This is a genomic window from Pseudooceanicola nitratireducens (genome assembly GCF_900109195.1).
In the GTDB taxonomy this organism is placed as follows: Bacteria; Pseudomonadota; Alphaproteobacteria; order Rhodobacterales; family Rhodobacteraceae; genus Pseudooceanicola; species Pseudooceanicola nitratireducens.
In genome coordinates this window covers 532,390-552,512 of record NZ_FNZG01000003.1, presented here as the reverse complement: position 1 = coordinate 552,512, position 20,123 = coordinate 532,390, and the positions used below count along the sequence as shown (strand labels likewise).

At 65.4% G+C, this 20,123-nt stretch carries 18 protein-coding genes; 11 read left to right on the top strand and 7 right to left on the bottom strand.

The features are described 5' to 3' along the window. Positions 1-91 precede the first annotated feature (91 nt). The 4 genes from BMX99_RS13270 to BMX99_RS13255 all read right to left on the bottom strand — a co-directional run bounded on the left by BMX99_RS13270 (position 92) and on the right by BMX99_RS13255 (position 4,934). A complete protein-coding gene (locus BMX99_RS13270) occupies positions 92-1,582 on the bottom strand; it encodes an inorganic phosphate transporter (RefSeq protein WP_093452600.1) in 1,491 nt (496 codons plus the stop codon). Positions 1,583-1,809: 227 nt separating this feature from the next. Next, entirely contained in the window at positions 1,810-2,280 is a 471-nt protein-coding gene (locus BMX99_RS13265) for an NUDIX hydrolase (RefSeq protein WP_244525533.1), read from the bottom strand. 318 nt (positions 2,281-2,598) lie between these two features. Further along, positions 2,599-3,636 carry a TRAP transporter substrate-binding protein gene (locus BMX99_RS13260; protein ID WP_093452597.1) on the bottom strand — a complete coding sequence of 346 codons (1,038 nt, stop codon included), beginning with the start codon at positions 3,634-3,636 and terminating at the stop codon, positions 2,599-2,601. A gap of 107 nt (positions 3,637-3,743) precedes the next feature. After that, positions 3,744-4,934: a cytochrome P450 gene (locus BMX99_RS13255; protein WP_093452594.1), complete on the bottom strand. Its 1,191-nt coding sequence runs from the start codon at positions 4,932-4,934 to the stop codon at positions 3,744-3,746. A 109-nt stretch (positions 4,935-5,043) separates the two neighbouring features. Between BMX99_RS13255 and BMX99_RS13250 the strand changes: the two genes are divergently transcribed. The 4 genes from BMX99_RS13250 to BMX99_RS13235 all read left to right on the top strand — a co-directional run bounded on the left by BMX99_RS13250 (position 5,044) and on the right by BMX99_RS13235 (position 10,243). Continuing rightward, a complete protein-coding gene (locus BMX99_RS13250) occupies positions 5,044-5,955 on the top strand; it encodes a LysR family transcriptional regulator (RefSeq protein ID WP_170848722.1) in 912 nt (303 codons plus the stop codon). Between the two features lie 169 nt (positions 5,956-6,124). Further along, complete coding sequence (locus BMX99_RS13245; RefSeq protein ID WP_093452589.1) at positions 6,125-6,817, top strand: response regulator transcription factor; 693 nt, start codon at positions 6,125-6,127, stop codon at positions 6,815-6,817. 43 nt (positions 6,818-6,860) lie between these two features. Then, positions 6,861-8,030 carry an FIST N-terminal domain-containing protein gene (locus tag BMX99_RS13240; protein WP_093452586.1) on the top strand — a complete coding sequence of 390 codons (1,170 nt, stop codon included), beginning with the start codon at positions 6,861-6,863 and terminating at the stop codon, positions 8,028-8,030. After that, positions 8,027-10,243, top strand: coding sequence for a hybrid sensor histidine kinase/response regulator (locus BMX99_RS13235; RefSeq protein WP_093452583.1), 2,217 nt, complete (start codon positions 8,027-8,029; stop codon positions 10,241-10,243). Before BMX99_RS13240 ends, BMX99_RS13235 begins: the two co-directional genes overlap by 4 nt. Positions 10,244-10,282: 39 nt before the next feature. On the opposite strand, the gene BMX99_RS13230 is transcribed toward BMX99_RS13235, so the two are convergent. Continuing rightward, positions 10,283-11,035, bottom strand: coding sequence for an ABC transporter permease (locus BMX99_RS13230; RefSeq protein WP_093452580.1), 753 nt, complete (start codon positions 11,033-11,035; stop codon positions 10,283-10,285). A 98-nt stretch (positions 11,036-11,133) separates the two neighbouring features. On the opposite strand from BMX99_RS13230, the gene BMX99_RS13225 reads away from it, so the two are divergent. Next, complete coding sequence (locus BMX99_RS13225; protein WP_093452577.1) at positions 11,134-13,209, top strand: 4Fe-4S binding protein; 2,076 nt, start codon at positions 11,134-11,136, stop codon at positions 13,207-13,209. Next, positions 13,206-14,078, top strand: a complete 873-nt coding sequence (locus tag BMX99_RS13220) for an FAD:protein FMN transferase (RefSeq protein WP_170848723.1) — start codon at positions 13,206-13,208, stop codon at positions 14,076-14,078. Before BMX99_RS13225 ends, BMX99_RS13220 begins: the two co-directional genes overlap by 4 nt. Before the next feature lie 73 nt (positions 14,079-14,151). Here the strand turns inward: BMX99_RS13220 and BMX99_RS13215 are convergent, their stop codons facing one another. Next, positions 14,152-15,060 carry a substrate-binding periplasmic protein gene (locus BMX99_RS13215; RefSeq protein ID WP_093452571.1) on the bottom strand — a complete coding sequence of 303 codons (909 nt, stop codon included), beginning with the start codon at positions 15,058-15,060 and terminating at the stop codon, positions 14,152-14,154. A gap of 4 nt (positions 15,061-15,064) precedes the next feature. Next, complete coding sequence (gene pedF, locus BMX99_RS13210; RefSeq protein ID WP_093452568.1) at positions 15,065-15,742, bottom strand: cytochrome c-550 PedF; 678 nt, start codon at positions 15,740-15,742, stop codon at positions 15,065-15,067. A gap of 152 nt (positions 15,743-15,894) precedes the next feature. Here pedF and BMX99_RS13205 point away from each other — a divergent pair, with 152 nt between their 5' ends. From BMX99_RS13205 to BMX99_RS13185, 5 genes are read left to right on the top strand one after another with little or no spacing between them, the layout of a single operon-like run. Then, positions 15,895-17,112, top strand: a complete 1,218-nt coding sequence (locus BMX99_RS13205) for an ABC transporter substrate-binding protein (RefSeq protein ID WP_244525534.1) — start codon at positions 15,895-15,897, stop codon at positions 17,110-17,112. Between the two features lies 1 nt (position 17,113). Then, complete coding sequence (locus BMX99_RS13200) at positions 17,114-18,070, top strand: YVTN family beta-propeller repeat protein (RefSeq protein WP_093452566.1); 957 nt, start codon at positions 17,114-17,116, stop codon at positions 18,068-18,070. 33 nt (positions 18,071-18,103) lie between these two features. Beyond that, the gene (locus BMX99_RS13195) at positions 18,104-18,547 is read left to right on the top strand and encodes a hypothetical protein (protein WP_409371784.1); all 444 of its coding nucleotides are present in this window, start codon (positions 18,104-18,106) and stop codon (positions 18,545-18,547) included. 18 nt (positions 18,548-18,565) lie between these two features. Then, positions 18,566-19,303 carry an ABC transporter ATP-binding protein gene (locus BMX99_RS13190; protein ID WP_093452559.1) on the top strand — a complete coding sequence of 246 codons (738 nt, stop codon included), beginning with the start codon at positions 18,566-18,568 and terminating at the stop codon, positions 19,301-19,303. After that, entirely contained in the window at positions 19,300-20,091 is a 792-nt protein-coding gene (locus BMX99_RS13185) for an ABC transporter permease (RefSeq protein ID WP_093452556.1), read from the top strand. The genes BMX99_RS13190 and BMX99_RS13185 overlap by 4 nt, the downstream gene beginning before the upstream one ends. The last annotated feature ends 32 nt before the right edge of the window (positions 20,092-20,123 follow it).

Genomic DNA, 20,123 nt, shown 5'->3' with positions numbered 1-20,123 from the left:
CGTGCACTGGCCCCTGGGCTGACTGTACCGGGGGCATGAAAAAGGGCCGGAGGATCGCTCCTCCGGCCCCTTTTGTTGCGCAGGCGCGGGATCAGATGATCGCGCCCATGACCCCCTGGATCACCAGGAAGATCCCGCCCGACAGCAGCGCTGCGGCGGGCACGGTGATCAGCCAGGCGGCGATGATCGTCATGAAATGCGACCGGCGCACCAGCTTGCGGCGGCGGCGTTCCTCGGGGGCGAGGATCGGCTGGCCCATGTCGGCCTTCATCTTGCGCATCCGGCGTTCGGTGTCCCATTCCCGGAAGAATCCCACGCCAAAGACGCCGCCGACCGCGATATGGGTCGAGCTGACGGGCAGGCCCAGCCAGCTGGCGACGATCACGGTGATCGCGGCGGAAAGGGCGACGCAATAGGCGCGCATCGGGTTCAGCTTGGTGATCTGGCCGCCGACCATGCGGATCAGCTTGGGGCCGAAAAGGAACAGGCCGAAGGAAATGCCAAGCGCACCGATCACCATGACCCAGGTCGGGATGCCGACCGCATGGGTGAAATCCCCGGTGGTTGAGGCCTGGACGATCGCCGCCAGCGGGCCGACCGCATTGGCCACGTCATTAGCCCCATGGGCAAAGGACAGAAGCGCCGCCGAGACGATCAGCGGAATGCCGAACAGCACCTTCAGCGACTTGTTGCGGTTCTCTAGGCCCTGGGACTGGCGGCGGATGATCGGGATCATGATCAGCCAGATGACCACGGCCGCGGCCAGGCCGATCAGCAGCGCGTCGCCCAGGTCGATCTTGACGATCTTCTTCACGCCCTTCACCGCCAGGTAGGTGGCAAAGGCTCCGCCCATGATGCCGACCAGGACGGGCACCCAACTGCGGGCGGCGGCGATCTTGTCGTCGCGGTAGATGATGTTGGCCTTGATGAACCACAGGAACCCCGCGGCGATCAGCCCGCCCAGCAGGGGGGAAATCACCCAGCTGGCGGCGATCGCCCCCATCTGGCCCCAGCTGACGGCGGCAAAGCCGGCGGCGGCGATGCCTGCGCCCATGACGCCGCCCACGACCGAATGGGTGGTCGAAACCGGCGCGCCGATCCAGGTCGCGAGGTTCACCCAAAGCGCCGAGGCCAGCAGCGCCGCCATCATCGCGGTGACAAAGGCCGAAGAGGTGCCAAGGTTCTCGGGCGCGATGATGCCCTTGGCGATGGTCGAAACCACGTCACCGCCAGCCAGCAGCGCGCCCGCACTTTCGAAGACCACGGCGATGGCGATGGCCACGCCCATGGTCATGGCATTGGCCCCCACGGCGGGGCCCATGTTGTTGGCCACGTCGTTGGCCCCGATGTTCAGCGCCATGTAGGCCCCGAAGGCGGCGGCGACGACGACCACGAAGGCGTTGTTGGCCTGACCGAACAGCAGCGCGGCCAGAAGCGCGGCGAAGACGACGAAGACAAGGCCGACGCCCAGTCCGATCAGCGGGCGGCTGACGTAGATCGTCGCCTGCTCCAGCGTCGAAAGCCGGCCAAGGTCGCGGTCAAGCGTCTCCAGATGGCTGGGGTCAATATTCTGGTCTGGCATCGGCGTCTCCCTGCGTCGGTCATTCCGGGCCTCGCGATCCCTGTCCGGGTTGGGCAGGGCGCGGGCATCGGGGGGCGATACCGCATGGCGGGCGTTCAGGCAAGTTTGCACGCGCCACGGGCGCGGCTGCCCGAGGATCGGGTACGGGGGCGCAATCGGCCCATTGGGCCGGTCGAGGCGGGTTTTTCAGAACGAAAGGTCCGGCATTGGCCCGGGATGGCACCGGATCAGAGGCTGCGCAGCAGGTCCTGAAGACCGGGTTCGGCGACCAGGGGCGCGGCCTCTTGCGGGGTCATCCAGGCACGCTTGCGCTGACCGACCTCGGGAAAGTCGTCCGAGAGGGAGCGGACCCAGACACCATAAACCAGTACCTCGACCGGGACGGGCAGGCCGCCGCGCTTCACCTTGTGATAGGTGTAGGAACCGATCGCCTCTCCTCCGACGTTGGAGGGGCAGACGCCGGCCTCTTCCCAGGCCTCGATCTCGGCAGCCTGGGCGGCGGTCTTGCCGCGCATGGTCCAGCCCTTGGGAATGATCCAGCGGCCTGAGCCCCGGCTGGTGATCAGCAGAACCTGGCGCTGACCTTCATGCATCCGCTGGCACAGCGCCGCGATCTGCAGCGCGCGGGGGCGTTGCAGCATCGACAGGGCGTAGTCGCCAAACACGTTGAAAACGCGGGATGTGAAATGTCTGCTCAAGGTTGGTCCTGGCTTGTCTTGCGTGTCTTGCCACCGCGCCATCGGCCTTCTGTCAGGGCGGGCGACTTGCGGGCGGGGTAGCGCATTACATGCGGCAAAAGCGGGCCGAGGACCAGAGTCTGTGGATAATTTTAAGCAGTTCTTGCCTAATCTGATGCTAATTTGCGTCAATTTTGGGCGGAATGCCGGGTCCGCTGGCGCTGTGCTGCCGGTCAGGGGCGCAAATCCCATGCCCCGGGGGCAGGCCACTCGGGCCAGTCTCGGTGATGAAAAAGCCCGCGCGGACTGGAGCGCGCGGGCCAGGAAAAGCCGGCAGTCTTAGCCGCCGTGCTTCTTGATCAGGTCTTTCGCCTGCTCGATCAGGGCGGCGCCGTCGATGCTTTTCGCCTCCATATCGGCGATCCAGCGGTCGGTCACGGGCCCGGCCTTTTCCTTGAACTTCGCCACCTCGGCCTCTGACAGGGCGTTGATCGTATTGCCGTTCTTCACGGCAATCTCACGCGCGGGGGCGTCCGCATCCCACATCACCTGCGCGGCGAATTCCGACAGCTTCATGCCGGATTGCGCATCCAGAACGGCCTTCAGGTCGTCGGGCATGCTGTCGTATTTCGCCTTGTTCATCACCATGATGATCGTCGCGGTATAAAGCGCCTGATCCCCGGTGAATTCGGTGTGGTTGTTGGAAAGTTCCGCCAGGCGGATGGCCGGCGTGACCTCCCACGGGATGACGGTGCCGTTCACGACGCCCTTGGACAGGGCTTCTGGAATGGCGGGCAGGGGCATGCCGACGGGCACGGCACCCAGTTCCTTGAGCATGTCGTTGATGACGCGGGTCGGGCCGCGCATCTTCACGCCCTTCATGTCCTCGACCGACAGGATCGGCTTGTCCGCGTGGATCACACCGGGGCCATGGACCCAGGCCCCCAGGACCTTGACGTCCTTGTATTCGCCGTCCTGCAGATCGGTTTCCACCAGGTCCTGAAAGGCCATCGAGGTGGCGACCGGGTTGGTCATCATGAACGGCAGCTCGAAGACCTCGGTCTTGGGATAGCGGCCGGGGGTATAGCCCACTACGGTCATGACGATATCGGCGACGCCATCGATGGCCTGGTCGATCAGCTCCGGGGGTTTTCCGCCCAGGGTCATGCTGTCGTAATGTTCGATCTTGATACGCCCGTCCGAGGCCGCCTCAACCTCGGACGCCCAGGGTTTCAGGATCTTGGCAGGTACGGTGGCCACGGGGGGCAGGAACTGGTGCAGCCGCAGCGTCACCTCCTGCGCGGTGGCAAGGCCGGGGGCAAGCCCGGCGGCCAGGGTGGCAGCAGCCACCGTGGTCATGAATGCGCGACGGATCATATGGTATCCTCCCTTGGTCGCTATAGTGTCAGTCTTGGTCTTGTTTTTATTTTTTTTTGTCGTGCCAGGGCCGGTGCCTGATCGACCGGCCCCGCGTCCGTGAGTGTTCAGTTCAGTGTCACCGGCAGGCTCAGCGGTCCGCGAAATCCGAAGCCGCGGAACTTGACCACGCCGGGATCCGGCAGGGTCATGTTCGGGAACCGGTCGAAGATCATCGGCAGCAGGATCTGCGCCAGCATCCGGCGGGCGATATGGGTGCCCTGGCAGAAATGCGGCCCGTTGCCGAAGGCCTGGTGCGGGGCACGCGGCCGGAAAATGTTGTAATCCTCGGCCTCTCCGTAGACCTCTTCATCGCGGCAGGCCGAGGCCTGGATGGTCATCACGACCTCGCCCTTGGCGATGTGGTGGCCGCGGATCTCGCAGTCCTGGGTCACCAACCGGGACGAGGCCTGGATCGGCGCCACCCATCTGACGCCCTCTTCGAAGGCGGTGTCCCACATGGCATCCCGGACGCAGGCGTCGCGCTGGTCGGGATTGGTGAACAGCCCGAAGAGGATCGTCAGGAAGGCATCGCGGGGTTCGTTGATCCCGCCGCCGATGGCGATCTTGATGTTGGAATAGATCTGCCTGGTCTCGATCGGGTCGTCGGCGTTGACCATGGCCGACAGGGCAGAGGCATCGGGATCGGCGCGGGCGCGGTCCGCACAGGCGTCGAACAGCGCGTTCATTTCGTCATTCGCGGCGTCGGAGCGTTCATACAGCGCGGGGACATTGCCGAAATTGCCGGCCCCGTCGATCAGCGTCTGGGACCAGCGGATCATCTGGTCGTCCGTGGCCTCGGGGATGCCCAGAAGATGGGTCAGGCAGCGGGCGGCATAGGGCGCGGCAAGGTCGGTGAACAGATCCACCGTCTCGCCCCGGGGCAGGCGGCCGACGTAGTCTTCGGCGACTTTGGTGTAGATCTCTTGCCAGCAGCCGCGGATGTTCTTGGGCGAAAAGGCCGGGGCCATGGCATTGCGTTCGCGTTTGTGCGCCTCGCCGTCCTTGCGCATCAGTGTTTGGGTCTGGAAGGCCCGCGCCATCGGCGTCAGCGGATCGTCCGAGCTGAACAGCTCCCAGTTGTCCTTGACGTATTTGGTGTCCGCCGCCTTGGTCAGAAGGATGCGGTTCACGGCTGGCACGCGCAGCACCGGGGCCTCGGCCCGCAGGCGGCGGTAGATCGGATAGGGATCCTCTGTCAGCTGGGCAATGGTGATCGTGTCGTCCACCGGGACGTCTGACCCTAGCACCGTGGTCATCCTTGCTTTCCTCCCCAAAAGCGATGTCCGGGAAGGGTAGGGGCAGGTTTGACATCGGGCAATTCGATTGCCTTTATGAAGTCTATCGATGAAATCTATGGGGGCCGTGATGTCACGCGATCCGTTCACCCTGGACTTTTCCGCGCTGCGCACGCTGCGGGCGGTGCATGTGCATGGCAGTTTCTCGCGCGCGGCGGATCAGCTTGGGCTGACCCAGCCGACGGTCAGCTACACGATCGCGCGGCTGCGCGAGGTTTTCGAGGACGAGCTGTTCGTGCGGCAGGGGGCGGGGATCGTGCCGACCGAACGCTGTACCGAGATCGTCGTCCAGGCCGTCGATCTGACAGACCGCTTCGAGGCGCTGATCACCCCGTGCGATTTCGATCCGGCCACGGCCCGCGCCGATATCGTCATCAGCTGCAACCTTTACGAACGGATCGTGATCCTGCCCCGGGTGATCCATCGCGCCCGACAAGAGGCGCGGGGCCTGCGGCTACGGATCATCCCCTCGACCGTCTATGGCCGCGATCAGCTGACCCGGTCGGAAAGCGATATCCTGATCGGTCCGATCGCGATCAAGGACGAAGGCTATTACCGGCGCGGGCTGCTGCAGGAAGGCTATTCCTGCGTGATGGACCCGGCCAACCCGCTGGCGCGCAACCCTTTGGACATGAAGGTCTATGTCGAGGTCCCGCAAATCGTGGTGAACTATGGCGGCAACTTCCGGTCGAGGTTTCTGGTGATGCTGGATGCGCAGGGGCACAGCCTGAACACGGTGATCGAGGTGCCCAGCCCCGCCGATATCCCCGACCTGCTGCGCGGCACCGACCTGATCGCCACCGTGCCGACCCGCGTGGCGCAGCATTTCGGTGCGGCCGTTGCGGCGGTCCCCTGTCCGGTGCCGGCGCAGATCAGCATCGCGATGCACTGGACGGCGCGGACGCATCGGTCTGGGCCGCACCGCTGGATCCGTGACCTGATCGCGCAGGCTGCAGCCGAGGTGGTCGAGGCCGAGGCCTAGGCTGGGGGCTGACAAGCTGCCCGGCCCCGGATCTCTGCCCCGGACAGCCACATCGGGCGGCCCCGAAAGGCGCATCCGGATAGGCCCGGCATATTCGACCTTTCGCCAATACGCGGGCCTGTGCAAAGCTTGGTATAGTCGGACGGCACGAAGAGGAGCGGGCCGTAAGATGACAGGACCAACAATCAGGGTGGAGGGCGCTTTGAACAGCGCGTTGATTATCGACGACCATCCCCTGTTCTGCGACGCCTTGTCGATGACGCTGAAGGCCAGCATCGGGATCGAGAAGGTTGCGACCGTCGGCGCGCTGGAAGAGGGGCTTTCGCATCTGGAGGAGCATGGCTTTCCCGATGTGATCCTGCTGGATCTGAACCTGCCGGACGTGAACGGGCTGGAAGGGCTTCTGCGGCTGGTCAAGGCCTGCCCCGAGGTGCCCGTGGTCATCGTATCGTCCATGTCCGAACCGCGGCTGATGCGGTCGGTCATCCGGATCGGGGCTGCGGGCTTCGTGCCCAAGCATTCGCCCCGCGCGACCTTCCGTCAGGCCTTTGACAAGATCATGCGCGGTGAGGTCTACGCCCCCGAGGATGCGCTGGCCGACAGCGACGTGGACGGGCCGCCCTCGGCCCGGGAAGACGCGCTGGTGCGGCTGTCGCATCTGACCCGGCAGCAGGCGCGGATCCTGCAGCTGATCTGCGAAGGCCAGATGAACAAGCAGATCGCCTATGAGCTTTCGATTGCGGAGACGACCGTAAAGGCGCATGTTACCGCGATCATGCGCAAGCTTGGCGTGCAAAGCCGCACTCAGGCGGTGCTTATCGCGCAGGAGGCGAATTTCAATTCCCTGCTGCCCGACGCCTGAGCGCGCGACATAAGCATACCGGGCAAGGGGAGGGCCCGTGTCCATGCGTCGGATAGAAGACTTCGCGGGCGGTGTGGCCAAACACCCCTGTGTCCGCAGCGCCGAAGCCGAAGCCTCGGACCCCGAAGCGGTGCGCAAGCTGGCGCGCAGCCTTGGGCCGGGGCCCTTTGCGATCGTTCTGGTGTTCTTCTCCGTGGCCGCGAACCGGGTGTCGCTGGCCATGCAGTTGCAGACGGAATTTCCCGCCGCGCGGATCATGGGTTGTTCCACCGCAGGAGAGCTGACCGCGCAGGGCTATGACGACGACAAGATCGTGGCGATGGCCTTTCCGGCGGATCATTTCGCGGTGGAAACCCTGCTGGTGCCGGATCTTCAGAAACTGGCCCCGCGCGACCTGATGGGCGGGCTGATCCGGGCGCGGCAGAACCTGATGCGCCGTCAGCCGACCTTCACCCATGAATTCGCCATGCTGCTGGTCGACGGTCTGTCCACCCGCGAAGATCAGCTGACCGCGGCGCTGGCCTCGGGGCTGGGGGCGGTGCCGCTGTTCGGGGGATCGGCCGGGGACGGGGCGCGGTTCGAGGAAACCTTCGTGCTGAACGGGCACGAGATGATCCAGAACGCCGCCGTGCTGACCTTCTTCCGCACCGATTGCCCGGTCCGGGTCTTCAGCTTCGACCATTTCGAGGCGACCCAGACCCATATGGTCGTGACCGAGGCCGACCCCGAACACCGCGTGGTCAAAGAAATCAACGCCGAACCCGCGGCGGTGGAATACGCCCGGCTTGTGGGTGTCGACCCCGAGATGCTGGACGACACGATATTTGCCGCCAACCCCCTGGTGGTGCAGGTCGGCGGCAAGCATCACGTGCGGTCCATTCAGGGTGCCGACGAAGACGGCGCGCTGACCTTCTTTGCCGCCATCGACGAAGGGCTGGTGCTGACCCTGGCCAAGCCCAAGGATATCGTGCAGCACCTTGATCAGGCGCTGAGAGAGCTGGGCGCGGCGCAAAGCCCGGCGACGATCCTGGCCTGCGACTGCGTCTTCCGCCGCACCGAGGCCGAGCTGAGCCAGAAGGGGGCCGAGGTCTCGCGCCTGCTTTCGGCGCATAACGTCCGGGGCTTTTCCACCTATGGCGAACAGATCGGCGCGATCCATGTGAACCAGACCTTCACCGGGGTCGCGATCTATCCGCCGACGGGGATCTCATGACGCTGCGGTCCGAAAGCCTTCTGAACCCCGCGGATACGCCCGAAAGATCGCGGGAAAAGCTGCTGAAGATCGTGGATGTGCTGATGCAGCAGGCCGAACAGCGGTCGGCCGAACATGGTGTGGCCTATGGCCAGTTCCAGCGTGCCGCCCTGCTGGAAGAAGAGGTCCGCCAGCGCACCACCGATCTGGAACACACGCTGGATCTTCTGTCGGTGTCGAACGCCCGCCTGGCCGATGCCAACCGCGAACTGGCGGCGGCGCGGCGCAACCTGACCAATGCGATCGAGACCATCCAGGAAGGCTTTGCCCTGTTCGACCGCGACGACGTGCTGGTCATGTACAATTCGCGCTTCGCGTCGTTCCTGCCAGATGTGCGGGCCGAACTGCGGGCGGGCATCACCTTTTCCGACTACGTCGAGATGGTCAGCCGCTCGGCCTATCTGGACCTGACCGACAAGGACAATTCCGACGCCTGGGCCAGCCGCCGCCGATTGCGCCACCGCGACAGCCACGTGGTCTTCAACGTGCATGTCACCGGCAACCGCTGGATACAGATTGCCGAACACCGCACGATGGACGACGGCACCGTCATTCTTCAGACCGACGTCACCCATATCGTCTTGTCCGAGCGCGAGGCGATGACCAAGGTGCTGGACGATCAGGCCAGCATGATCCGCGCCACGCTGGAACATATCACCCTGGGCGTCTGCATCTTCAATTCCGAGAACAAGCTGGCGGGCGTGAACCAGCGGCTCAGCTATCTGCTGGGGCTGCCGATTTCGCATTTCCGGCTGGGGCGGGATTTTCAGGACCTGTTCCGCCAGGTCTCGGACGAGATGGAGAGCATTTCCGGCCTGAAGGGCGGCGGCCTGCTGAACTGGGTCGCGGGGGCCAGCCCGCGCAGCCCCATCCGGTTCGAGGTCGTGCGCCGCAATCGCCTTGTTCTGGTGATCTCGGCCGAGGATCTGCCCGACGGCGGCTTCGTGATGTCGGTGGCCGATGTCACCGCAGAACGCCGCACGATGGAAGACATCACCCGCGCCAATGAAACGCTGGAAGCGCGGGTCAAGCAGCGGACCCTGGACCTTGAAGATGCACTTGGCCGGGCCGAACGGGCGAATTCCGCGCGCTCGCGCTTTGTTGCGGCGGCCAGCCACGACCTGTTGCAGCCGCTGTCGGCGGCCAAGCTGTTCGTCGCCTCGGCCGAGGATGAAGCGCCGGATGACAATGCCCGCGTGGTTCTGACCAAGGCGCAGAATGCGCTGGCGAGCGTGGAGAACATCCTGTCGGCGCTGCTGGATATATCCAAGCTCGAGGCCGGGCATTCCTCGATGTCGATCATGCCGGTGCCGCTGTCGCATCTGCTGCGCCAGCTGCGCGACGAATTCGCCCCGATGGCGGCGGCCAAGGGGATCGACCTGGCGGTCGTGGGGTCGTCCATGGTGGTGGAAAGCGATGCGACCTACCTGCGGCGGATTCTGCAGAACCTTCTGTCCAACGCCATCCGCTATACCGAAAGCGGGCGGGTGCTGGTCGGGGTGCGGCGCAAGCCCAATGACCGCCTGCGGGTCGAGGTCTGGGACACCGGCCCCGGTATCGCGCCCAAGGATCAGCAGAGCATTTTCAAGGAATTCCATCGGCTTGGGGTCTCGGCCTCGGCCTCGGCCGGGATGGGGCTGGGGCTGGCCATCGTGGATCGCGCCTGTGCCCAGCTGGGCCATCCGATCCACCTGGACAGCGAGGTCGGCCATGGCACGCGCTTTGGCATCGACCTGCCGGTGTCGCGGATCTGGGGCAGCAACGGATCGGTGCCCGGCGCGGGGCTGGACCGCGTGCCCCTGCCGTCCGAGGCCGGCCAGGTCGCCCTGCTGATCGAAAACGACGCCGAACTGCGCCCCGCCATGGTGCACATGCTGGAACGCAAGGGCGTGCAGGTGATCGACGTGGAATGCGGAGAAGAGGCCCTGGACCTGATGGAGGTGCTGGACATCACGCCCGACCTTCTGCTGGTGGACTACCAGCTGGGCGAGGGGATGGACGGGCTCGAGACGCTTCAGGCGCTGTTCGACCGCTTTGGCCGTCTGCCCGCGCGTCTGGTCACCGCCAACCGCAGCCAGGAGGTTGCGCGCGCCGCCAAGTCCGCCGGGGTCCAGATCTGCTACAAGCCCATCAACCCGCGCGAGATCGAGCTGTTCCTGAGCGACCCGAGCTAGGGGCGCGGGGGCCTGATCGCGAAGGGCTTACCGCACAGGTCACGCCGATCCGCGCCAGCGGCCCGCGGCCTCTTCCCATCGGCGGATCACCAGCATCTCGATCGCCAGCATGACGGTGACGAAGGTCAGCGCATAAGCCAGCACATGGGCGGTCTGGAAGTTCTGGAAATGCAGGTGGATCTTGAACCCGATGCCGCTGGACCGGCCCAGGAATTCCACCACCAGTACGATCTTCCAGATCATCGCCAGCCCGTTGCGCGCGGCCACGGCAAAGAACGGGGCCAGCTGCGGCAGCAGCACGTGGCGCAGATGGGCCATGCGCGACATGCCAAAGACCTGCGCCATGTCGTCGTGGTCGGGGTTGGTCGCACGGGTGCCGTCACGCAGCGTGGTGATCACCTGCGCCACCTTGTTCAGCGTCACCGCCGCGATGGCCGCTGTTTCGTTCAGCCCGATCCAGAGATAGCACAGAACGATCACCACCAGCGCGGGGATGTTCAGAAAGACCGTCACCCAGGGGCCAAAGAAGCGATCCGCGCCGGGATGGCGGCCCAGAAGGATGCCGATCACCGATCCCAGGCCCATGGCCAGGGTGAAGGCGATGGCGACACGGATCAGCGTGGCGCGCATCTGGATCCACAGCTCTCCCCTGGCGGCAAGCTCGGCCCAGACGGTCAGGGTGGCGCGGGGCGAGGGCAGCACAAGCGGATCCGCCTTGACCGCCGAGGCCAGGGCCCAGAGCGCCACGAGGCAGACCAGTGACAGGGCCGCGACAATCCAGTCTTTGCGCATCTTCTCCTCCGGGGGTGATCCTAGTGCTGAAGGGGTCGGAACGGGCGCTGGACTTTGGTCGTATAGGGGCGCGCAGAACGCAGGAGTAGCGTCACCCCATGTGGAGGAACATCACCGGATTTTTGCTGTGCATGGCGCTTTGGGTCGTGGCGCTGCCCCTTGGGGCGGTGGATTGGCCCGTCTCGCCCCGCGCCGCGATCGCGGAACGGATCGTGCCGCCCTATGCCCTGGGCGAGGGGATCAACGACAAGGGCGTCTATCACCTGCTGAATTCCGGCGGGGCCGAGATCGGCTATGCCTTCGAAACCGGGCCGCTGGCCCCTTTGCCGGGGTTTTCGGGCAAGCCGATCAACGTGCTGGTGCTGCTGAAACTGGATGGCACCTTCATCGACGTAAAGCTGCTGTCACAGCACGAACCGGTCTTTGTTGCAGGGCTGGGCGAAAAGCCGTTTCGCGATTTCCTGGAACAATACCCGGGCCTTGCCATCACCCAGAACCTTGTCGTCGGCGTGCCTTATGGCAGCGGCGGGGGCGGGTCGGATCTGATCTATCTGGACGGGGTGACAAAGGCGACGGCCAGCGTGCGGATCGCGCATGAATCCATCCTGGCCGCTGCGCTGTCGGTGGCGCGGGAAAAGCTGGCGGGGATCGGCGGCGGGGCCTCGGCCCGGCCTGACATGGCGGTCGAGGAAGATCTGAGCTGGCAGGACCTGATCGACCAGGGGATAGCGCAGCGCCTTGTGGTGACAAATGCCCAGGCCGATCAGGCCTTTGCCGGCACGATCTGGGCACGGGACGATCCGATCGCGCAGGACGAGCCGGAGGGGATCTATATCGACCTCTGGCTGGTCGACGTCGGCGCGCCCGCGGTGCAGCGGGCGGTTTTCGGGCCTGAAACGCTGGACGATCTGGCGCGGCTTTACGCGGTCAGCCCGGATGACGAACCGCTTCTGGTGATGGACTATGGCCGCCATGGGCTGGTGTCGCAGAATTTCGTGCGCAACACCGCGCCCGACCGGCTGTCGGCGACGCAGGGCGGCTTTCCGGTGGCGCTGCGCGATGCGGATCTGTTTGTCGAACTCCACCCGGATATTCCTGAACCGCAGGCGGTGATGATCCTGCGCGCCGACCGGCGGCTGGGCTTCAACCCGATTGCCGACTGGACCCTGCGCGTGCAGGCGGTTCGCGAACACGGCATGTTCCACCCCGAAATTGGAGATGCGCATTTCGAACTGACCTCTTCCGCGCCCGGGCGGTTCTATGTCACGCCCAAGGTGATCAAGCCGCGCTCGCCCTGGGTCGATGCGATCTTCAACCGGCAGGGCGATCTGATCGGGCTTGCGGTCTTTCTCGCGGGGCTGCTTGTGCTGCTGGGGCCGGGCATGACCCGGCTGGCGGGGCACCGGCATTACACCGCGATCCGGCTGGCGATCCTGGCCGTGGTGATCGGCTTTGTGGGGTACTGGGGGCAGGGGCAGCTGTCGATCGTTACCGTGCTGGCGGTGCTGCGGGCGGCCCTGGGGGACGGGTCCTTCCAGGTGCTGCTGTATGATCCGTTTTCGCTGCTGATCTGGGGCGTGACGATCCTGGGGTTCGTGCTGTGGGGGCGGGGGCTGTTCTGCGGCTGGCTGTGTCCCTTCGGCGCGATGCAGGAATTCGCGCATCACCTGGGGCGCTGGCTGCGCCTGCCGCAGATCACCCCGGGGCGGCGGCTGGACCTGTGGCTCAAGCGGGTGAAATACCTCGTGCTCTTCGGGCTGATCGCCACGGCCTTCCTGTTGCCCGACCGGGCCGAGAAGATGGCCGAGGTCGAGCCCTTCAAGACGGCCATCACCGTGCATTTCCAGCGCGAATGGTTCTACGTGGCCTATGCCATGCTGTGGCTGGTACTGGGCACGGTCTTCTTCAAGGGGTTCTGCCGCTATGTCTGCCCGCTTGGGGCCTTCATGGCCATCGGCGGGCTGCTGCGCGGACGCGACTGGATCGCCCGGCGCGAGGCCTGCGGATCCCCCTGTCAGCTGTGCCGGGTCAAATGCCCCTATGGCGCGATCCGCAAGACCGGAGAGATCCAGTATGACGAATGTTTCCAGTGCCTGGATTGTGTTACCATCCACGATGACCCCGCCCAATGTGTCCCCCTGATCCTGGCCAACCGGAAAAGGAAAGCGGCATGAGGATGACCCGACGCAGGTTCCTGACCCTTTCCGCCGCCGCTGTGTTGCCCGGCACGGCGCGGGCAGCGTCGCAAAGCTGGCGGGGGATCGCCTTTGGCGGTGAGGTCTCGATCACCATCACCGGACGGGCGGATCGCATCGCCGCGGATCTGAAGGCGCTGGCCCTGCGGATGCGGCAGATCGAGGCGCGGTTTACCCTGTTCGACCCCGGATCGGACCTGCGGCGGCTGAACCGCCTGGGCCGCGCGCCGCTTGGGGCCGATCTGGACGCGGTGCTGGAGGTTGCGCGGGCGGTGCATGACGCAACGGACGGGATGTTCGATCCGACGGTGCAGTCGCTTTGGCTGGATCTGGCGGAAGGACGCACCCCCGACCCGGGCCGCATCGGGCTGGGCCAGCTGCGGCGCGAAGGCGGGGATCTGGTGCTGGGGCCGGGGCAGCAGCTGACGCTGAACGGCATTGCCCAGGGGTTCGCGGCGGATCAGCTGCGCGACATGCTGCGCGCGCGGGGCTATGCGCGGGCGCTGGTGGACATGGGCGAACAGGCGGCGCTTGGCGGGCACTTCCGGCTGGGGATCGAGGATCCCGCTGCCGGTCCGGTCGGGCGGGTGTCGATCCGCAATGCCGCCGTCGCGACCTCCAGCCCCGGGGCGATGCGGATCGGCGGGCGCGACCATATCCTGCACCCGCGCGGCGGGGCGGCGGTCTGGTCGACGGTGACGGTGGTGGCGGGGCAGGCGGCGCTGGCCGATGCGGCCTCGACCGCGTTCTGCCTGATGGATGTGCCCACGATGCGCGTTGCCCGCGACAGGCTGGGCTTGCACCGGGTGCTTTACGTCGACCGGGATGGGGATGTGCGCAGCCTGTAAGGGCTGTGCCGCGTGGGTCAGCGGTCGGGCTTCAGCGGTCGGGCTTTAACGTTCGGGCTTTAACGTTCGGGCTTTAACGTTCTGGCGGCAGGAAGGTCAGCCCATGGGCGGCAAAGATTGCCTGGATCCGGCCATCCGCCAGCGCCTTTTCGATTGCGTAATCCACGGCATAGCCCAGATCGCGGTGCTGGTGGTTCACCGCCACGCCTATGGTCCAGTCCTTGCGCACCAGCCCCGGGTAGGGCGGCGTGTGCAACTTGTGATCCCTGCCCAGGTCCTCGCCCAAACCGGCCTCAAGCGCGGCGCGCGGGCCCATGGCGGCCATGGTGTCGCCCCGCGCCAGGGCCTTCACGGCCTGGTCGGTGGTGGCAAAGCGCCGGATTGTGCCCGAGGCCGCGCCGCGCCCGAAGGACGACAGGTAGAAATCCGAGAGAGAGTCATTCTCGACCGCCACCGTGTCATAGCGGAAATAGGCCGGCGTCGGCGCATCGCCGTCGGGATAGGCTGATATCGCATAGGCGATGGCCAGTTCCTCCATCGCGTATTGGCCGGTGAACACCACCTGTTCGATGCGGCAGGTCAGGTCGCTGTCATAGGGCACATGCAGCATCACGTCCGAGACGCGGCCGCCGACAATGGCCCCCTTCCAGACGTAGTTGCGCAGATCGGCATCCAGTGTCTCGTCGGCCTGGACCAGGCGAAAGCGCGGCTCGACCCCGATGTCTTCGGCGATCAGGCGGCCGATCTCGATATCCACGCCCTGCGGCTTGCCGGCTTCTTCGTAGGACCAGGGGGGGAAGTCTTCGTAGACGGCGAATTCGATCCAGCCGTCGTCCAGGATGGTGTCGAATTCCCGGCCCACGTCCTGCGCAAAGGTGTTCTGCGGCTTGGGCTGGGGCACGTGATCTTCGCAACGCGCAAAAGCCTGCCCCGCAAAAGCGAGGCAGGCAATGCCGCTGAGAACAGCAAGGGTGCGTGTCATGGCGTCACTGCGTGGCAGATAGGCCGATGGTCAGGATATCCCCGGCCTTTTTCCAGCTGGTCTGATCGTCGCTGAGAATGCGAGAGGCCTCGAAGGCGACGGAATCCGCAACCGGGGCACCTGAACCGGTCTCGACCTCGGCGGCGATCCCCGAGAGCTCTTCCTTCAGGGCGGCGACATCGGTCACCGTGCCGGCCAGAAGGCTGTCGCGAATATCGGCAAGACGCGCGGAATGGCTGTCCAGGGCCCCGTCATCGGGCCGCGTTTCAATATAGGTGCGGATGGCCCAGGCGGCTTTCTGGCCCAGCAGTTCGCCAAAGCCGGGCATCTTGGTGATGCCGTTCTGGGTCATGCCATAGCGGAAGCGTTCCACGTACCATTCGTCGCCATATTCCTCGGCTTCCAGATAGCGCAGGTCGGGGGCCAACCCGCCGGACACCGCGCCCAGCCCGTGGCAGCGCGCGCAGTTCTGGTTGTAGCCCGAGGATCCGATCTCGATCGCCTTGATCCAGGTGTCTTCCCCGACTTCCTCGGCGCGATAGGGGTTTTCGGTCAGCCATTCCTCGCCCACGTCGGGCAGGGCGTCGGTGTTCACCGGCTGCGGGGCGACATCCCCATGGGCCAGCGCCATACCCGACAGCGACAGGGTGGCGAGGGCGGCAAGCGTAAAGATCTGTTTCATGGTCTCCTCCGAGCGTTTCACAATCAATAGTCCCGCCGGTGCCCGACCCGCCATTAGACCTTGGTCCCAAAGCCGGGCGGTGCCCCTGCGACCAAGGTCTAATGGTGGGTCGGAGGGCCTGTTCCTAAGCTCGGGTTCGGAGGAGAATTTTCATGGCACTGACTGGATCTGCCCCGATGCGGGGCGGCATTTTGGGTTCCGTCGCGATGGTCGCCGGCCTGCTGGCCGGGGCGGCGCAGGCGCAGGACGTCAAGGTGCAGGTCACCTATCTGCGAGTGGAGGAGCCGCCCGCGGTCGTGCTGTCGAACCTGGACCCGATCCCCGAAGATCGGGGCATCAAAGGGGCGCAGCTGGGGTTGGCAGACAATGCCACGACGGGGCAGTTCATGGGCCATGCCTATGCGCTGGATGTCGTGTCGCTTCCTCCGGGCGGCGACGCGGCAGCCGAAGCGGCACGCCTGGGCGAGGCAGGCCAGCTGGTGCTGACCGACATGGGGCTGGGCGATCAGCTGTCTGTGGCGGATCTGCCGGGGCTGGCGCAGGCGCTGATCTTCAACGTCTCGGCGGAAGACGGGGTGCTGCGCAACGACCAGTGCCGCGCCAACCTGCTGCACACCGCGTCGGAACTGCGGATGCGCACGGATGCCTTGATGCAGGTGCTGCTGGCCAAACGCTGGACCAAGGCCGCGCTGATCGAGGGCGAGGGCCCCGAGAACGCCGCCCTGGCCGAGGCCTATCGCGCCTCGGCGACCAAGTTCGGGATCAAGATCGTGTCGACCGCAGCCTGGTCCGAGGCCGGCGATCTGCGCCGCAATGCCGCACAGGAAGTGCCTTTGCTGACGCAGGGTTTCAAGGATCATCACGTGGTGTTGGTGGCCGATGCGGCGGATGATTTCGCGCGCTACATCGAACACAACACCTGGGTGCCGCGACCGGTGATCGGATCGACGGGGCTGCGGGCGCTGACCTGGGACCGGGTGGTCGAACAATGGGGCGCGGCGCAGCTGCAATCGCGGTTCCTGGCCCTGGCAGGCCGCGACATGGGCCCGCGCGATTTCGCCGCCTGGGTCGCCATGCGCGTCATCGGAGAGGCCGTGACCCGCACCGGATCGGCCGATCCGCAGATGATCCGCGACTATGTGCTATCGCCCGAGTTTGAACTGGCCGCCTTCCTGGGCCGTCCGGTCAGTTTCCGCACCTGGAACGGCCAGCTGCGGCAGCCGATCCCGGTGGTGAACGCCCGCGCGGTCGTGGGTGTCGCGCCGCTGGACGGGTTCGAACATGCGCGCAATCCCCTGGACAGCCTGGGGACGGATGCGCCGGAAAGCACATGCACTGAATTTGAAACAGCCTTGAAAAAGGGGAACTAAGATGCTGCGCGTTTCGACACTTGCGCTATGTCTCGGGCTGGCAAGTCCCGCTGTGGCCTCGGAAATCTGGGTGACCAACGAAAAGGACGACACGATCAGCGTGATCGACATCGACACGCTCGAGGTCGTGCGCACCATTCCCACTGGCGAACGTCCGCGCGGGATCACCTTCAATTCCGACCGCTCGCGGGTCTATATCTGCGCCTCGGACAGCAATGCGGTGCAGGTCATGGACCCGGAAACGGGCGAGATCCTGCATGATCTGCCCTCGGGGGCAGATCCTGAACAATTCGTGCTGTCGCCCGATGACCGCTATCTGTGGATCGCCAACGAAGACGATGCCGTGACCACGGTGGTCGACGTGGAAACCCGCAAGGTCGTGGCCCAGATCAACGTCGGCATCGAACCCGAGGGCATGGCCGTGTCGCCCGATGGCAAGACGGTCATCACCACCTCGGAAACCACGAATATGGCGCATTGGATCGACACCGAGACGCGGTCGATCCGCGCCAATACCCTGGTCGATGCCCGCCCGCGCCATGCCGAGTTCATCAAGGACGGGGCCGAGCTTTGGGTCTCGGCCGAGATCGGCGGCACGATCTCGGTCTTCGACACCTCTAACCAGTCCGAGATCACCAAGATCCGTTTCGACATTCAGGGCGTGCACCCCGACCTGATCCAGCCCGTGGGGTTTGAGCTGACCCCGGATCAGAAGACCGCCTTTGTCGCCCTTGGCCCGTCCAACCACGTCGCCGTGGTGAACGCCGAAACCTACGAGGTCGAAGACTATCTGCTGGTCGGGCGCAGGGTCTGGCACATGGCGTTTTCGCCCGATCACAGCCAGCTGTTCACCACCAACGGTGTGTCTGGCGACGTGACGGTGATCGACGTGGCCGCCCGTAAGGCGGTGAAATCCATCAAGGTCGGCCGCTTTCCCTGGGGCGCGGCAACCCGTTGAAAAACGAATAGAAAGGAAATGAACATGCGGATGATGACGGCTGCGGCCCTGACCCTTGCGATGGCGGCTTTGCCCGCGCTGGCGGATGACGATGATGATGACGACAAGGGCTTTGGCATGGCCGGGATCCTGTCGGCCACCAATTCCGAAGACCTGCCGCCGATCCTTCTATCGGCGGGCCAGCCCCTGGCCGATGCGCCGCTGGAATTGAAATCCGGCACCTATTACGAGATCGAGATCGAGGCCGACGGCAGCCAGGAACTGGCGCTGATGGGGCCAGAGTTCTTCCGCGCCATCTGGATCGACGAGATCGTGATCGAGGGGCTGGAAATCCGTCCCCTTGGCATCGACAGCTTCGAATTCGACGAGGCCGGCGTGATGGAGGTGGGCTTTGTCGCGATCAAGCCCGGGTCTTACCAGCTGTATGTGCCGCAGTCGCGGGGCGATCTTCAGCGGCTGGACATCACCATCAAGTAGGGGGCGAAATCCGCCACGATGACCAGCGACAGCGCAGGGATCACCGTTCAGGGTGTCAGCTATCACTGGGGGGCGAAACGCGCCCTGGACCAGGTCAGCTTTGCCGTGCCCCGGGGGGCGGTCTGTGCGCTTCTGGGGCCGAACGGGGCGGGGAAATCCACGCTGTTCGGTCTGCTGACCGGGCTGTTCCGCCCCGAGGCCGGGCAGCTGGTGCTGGCCGGTCACGACATCGCCCGCGCCACCCGTCCGGCCCTGGCCGCTACGGGTGTCGTCTTTCAACAGCCGACGCTGGATCTGGACCTGAGCGTCTGGCGCAACATGCTGTATTTCGCAGGACTTCACGGGCTGCGCGGGCAGGACGCGCGGGACCGGGCCGGGGCCGCGCTGACCCGTCTGTCCATGCAGGAAAGGGCGGGCGAAAAGGTGCGCGCCCTGAACGGCGGCCACCGCCGCCGGCTGGAAATCGCCCGCGCCCTGATGCACGACCCGCAGGTGCTGTTGCTGGATGAGCCGACCGTGGGGCTGGATGCGCCGACCCGCGCCGCGCTGACCGATCAGGTCCATGCGCTGGCCCGGGACAGCGGGATCAGCGTGCTCTGGGCCACCCATCTGACGGATGAGGTCCAGGCAGGCGATCACCTGGTCATCCTGCATCAGGGGCGGGTCTTGTCCGAAGGGCCGACGCCCGCTGTCGGACCAGCGCTGACGGATCATTTCCTGGCCGTGACCGGGGACCAAACCGGGGCCCCGGCATGACCCACGCGCTAACCGCCCTGATCGCCATCTGCACGCGCGAGGCGCTGCGCTTTTTCGGCCAGCGCAGCCGCATGATCGCGGCGCTGGTGCGGCCGCTGATTTGGCTGCTGGTCTTTGCGGCGGGCTTTCGCGCGGCGCTTGGCCTGTCAATCACCGAACCCTACGAGACCTACATCACCTACGAGACCTATATCGTGCCGGGGCTTCTGGGCATGATCCTTCTGTTCAACGGCATGCAATCCTCGCTGTCGCTGGTCATGGACCGCGAGCTGGGGACCATGCGGCTGTTGCTGACCGCGCCCCTGCCGCGCTGGTGGCTTTTGTCGTGCAAGCTGATCGCGGGGGCGCTGATCGGCGTGATCCAGGCCTATGCCTTCCTTGGGATCGCAGCGATTTACGGTGTAAGTTATCCCGCCTTCGGCTATGTTGCGGCCTTTCCGGTCATGCTGATCGCGGCCTTCATGGTCGGGGCGCTTGGGATCGCGCTGTCCTCGACCGTGCGGCAGCTTGAGAATTTTGCCGGGGTGATGAACTTTGTCATCTTCCCGATGTTCTTCCTGTCCTCGGCGCTTTACCCGCTGTGGAAGATGGCCGAGGCCAGCGCGCTGTTGCACGACATCTGCATGGTGAACCCCTTCACACACGCGGTCGAGGCGCTGCGCTTTGCGCTGTACCTCAAGCTCAATCCGCTGGCGCTTGGGGTGACGCTTGGGGCGGTGGTGCTGTTCATGGCGCTGGCGCTTTGGGGCTATGACCCGGGGCGGGGCAGCGTGCGCCGCAAGGCCTAGGGGCGCGCCGATCGGGGCCGATCCGGGGCACA

What these genes read in the sequence shown, in the direction of transcription:
- BMX99_RS13205 (WP_244525534.1), top strand. Translation starts at nt 15,895, where the DNA reads ATGGCACTGACTGGATCTGCCCCGATGCGGGGCGGCATTTTGGGTTCC.
- BMX99_RS13260 (WP_093452597.1), bottom strand. Translation starts at nt 3,636, where the DNA reads ATGATCCGTCGCGCATTCATGACCACGGTGGCTGCTGCCACCCTGGCC.
- BMX99_RS13220 (WP_170848723.1), top strand. Translation starts at nt 13,206, where the DNA reads ATGAGGATGACCCGACGCAGGTTCCTGACCCTTTCCGCCGCCGCTGTG.
- BMX99_RS13225 (WP_093452577.1), top strand. Translation starts at nt 11,134, where the DNA reads ATGTGGAGGAACATCACCGGATTTTTGCTGTGCATGGCGCTTTGGGTC.
- BMX99_RS13185 (WP_093452556.1), top strand. Translation starts at nt 19,300, where the DNA reads ATGACCCACGCGCTAACCGCCCTGATCGCCATCTGCACGCGCGAGGCG.
- BMX99_RS13190 (WP_093452559.1), top strand. Translation starts at nt 18,566, where the DNA reads ATGACCAGCGACAGCGCAGGGATCACCGTTCAGGGTGTCAGCTATCAC.
- BMX99_RS13270 (WP_093452600.1), bottom strand. Translation starts at nt 1,582, where the DNA reads ATGCCAGACCAGAATATTGACCCCAGCCATCTGGAGACGCTTGACCGC.
- BMX99_RS13195 (WP_409371784.1), top strand. Translation starts at nt 18,104, where the DNA reads ATGACGGCTGCGGCCCTGACCCTTGCGATGGCGGCTTTGCCCGCGCTG.
- BMX99_RS13240 (WP_093452586.1), top strand. Translation starts at nt 6,861, where the DNA reads ATGCGTCGGATAGAAGACTTCGCGGGCGGTGTGGCCAAACACCCCTGT.
- BMX99_RS13250 (WP_170848722.1), top strand. Translation starts at nt 5,044, where the DNA reads ATGTCACGCGATCCGTTCACCCTGGACTTTTCCGCGCTGCGCACGCTG.
- BMX99_RS13235 (WP_093452583.1), top strand. Translation starts at nt 8,027, where the DNA reads ATGACGCTGCGGTCCGAAAGCCTTCTGAACCCCGCGGATACGCCCGAA.
- pedF (WP_093452568.1), bottom strand. Translation starts at nt 15,742, where the DNA reads ATGAAACAGATCTTTACGCTTGCCGCCCTCGCCACCCTGTCGCTGTCG.
- BMX99_RS13200 (WP_093452566.1), top strand. Translation starts at nt 17,114, where the DNA reads ATGCTGCGCGTTTCGACACTTGCGCTATGTCTCGGGCTGGCAAGTCCC.
- BMX99_RS13230 (WP_093452580.1), bottom strand. Translation starts at nt 11,035, where the DNA reads ATGCGCAAAGACTGGATTGTCGCGGCCCTGTCACTGGTCTGCCTCGTG.
- BMX99_RS13215 (WP_093452571.1), bottom strand. Translation starts at nt 15,060, where the DNA reads ATGACACGCACCCTTGCTGTTCTCAGCGGCATTGCCTGCCTCGCTTTT.
- BMX99_RS13245 (WP_093452589.1), top strand. Translation starts at nt 6,125, where the DNA reads ATGACAGGACCAACAATCAGGGTGGAGGGCGCTTTGAACAGCGCGTTG.
- BMX99_RS13255 (WP_093452594.1), bottom strand. Translation starts at nt 4,934, where the DNA reads ATGACCACGGTGCTAGGGTCAGACGTCCCGGTGGACGACACGATCACC.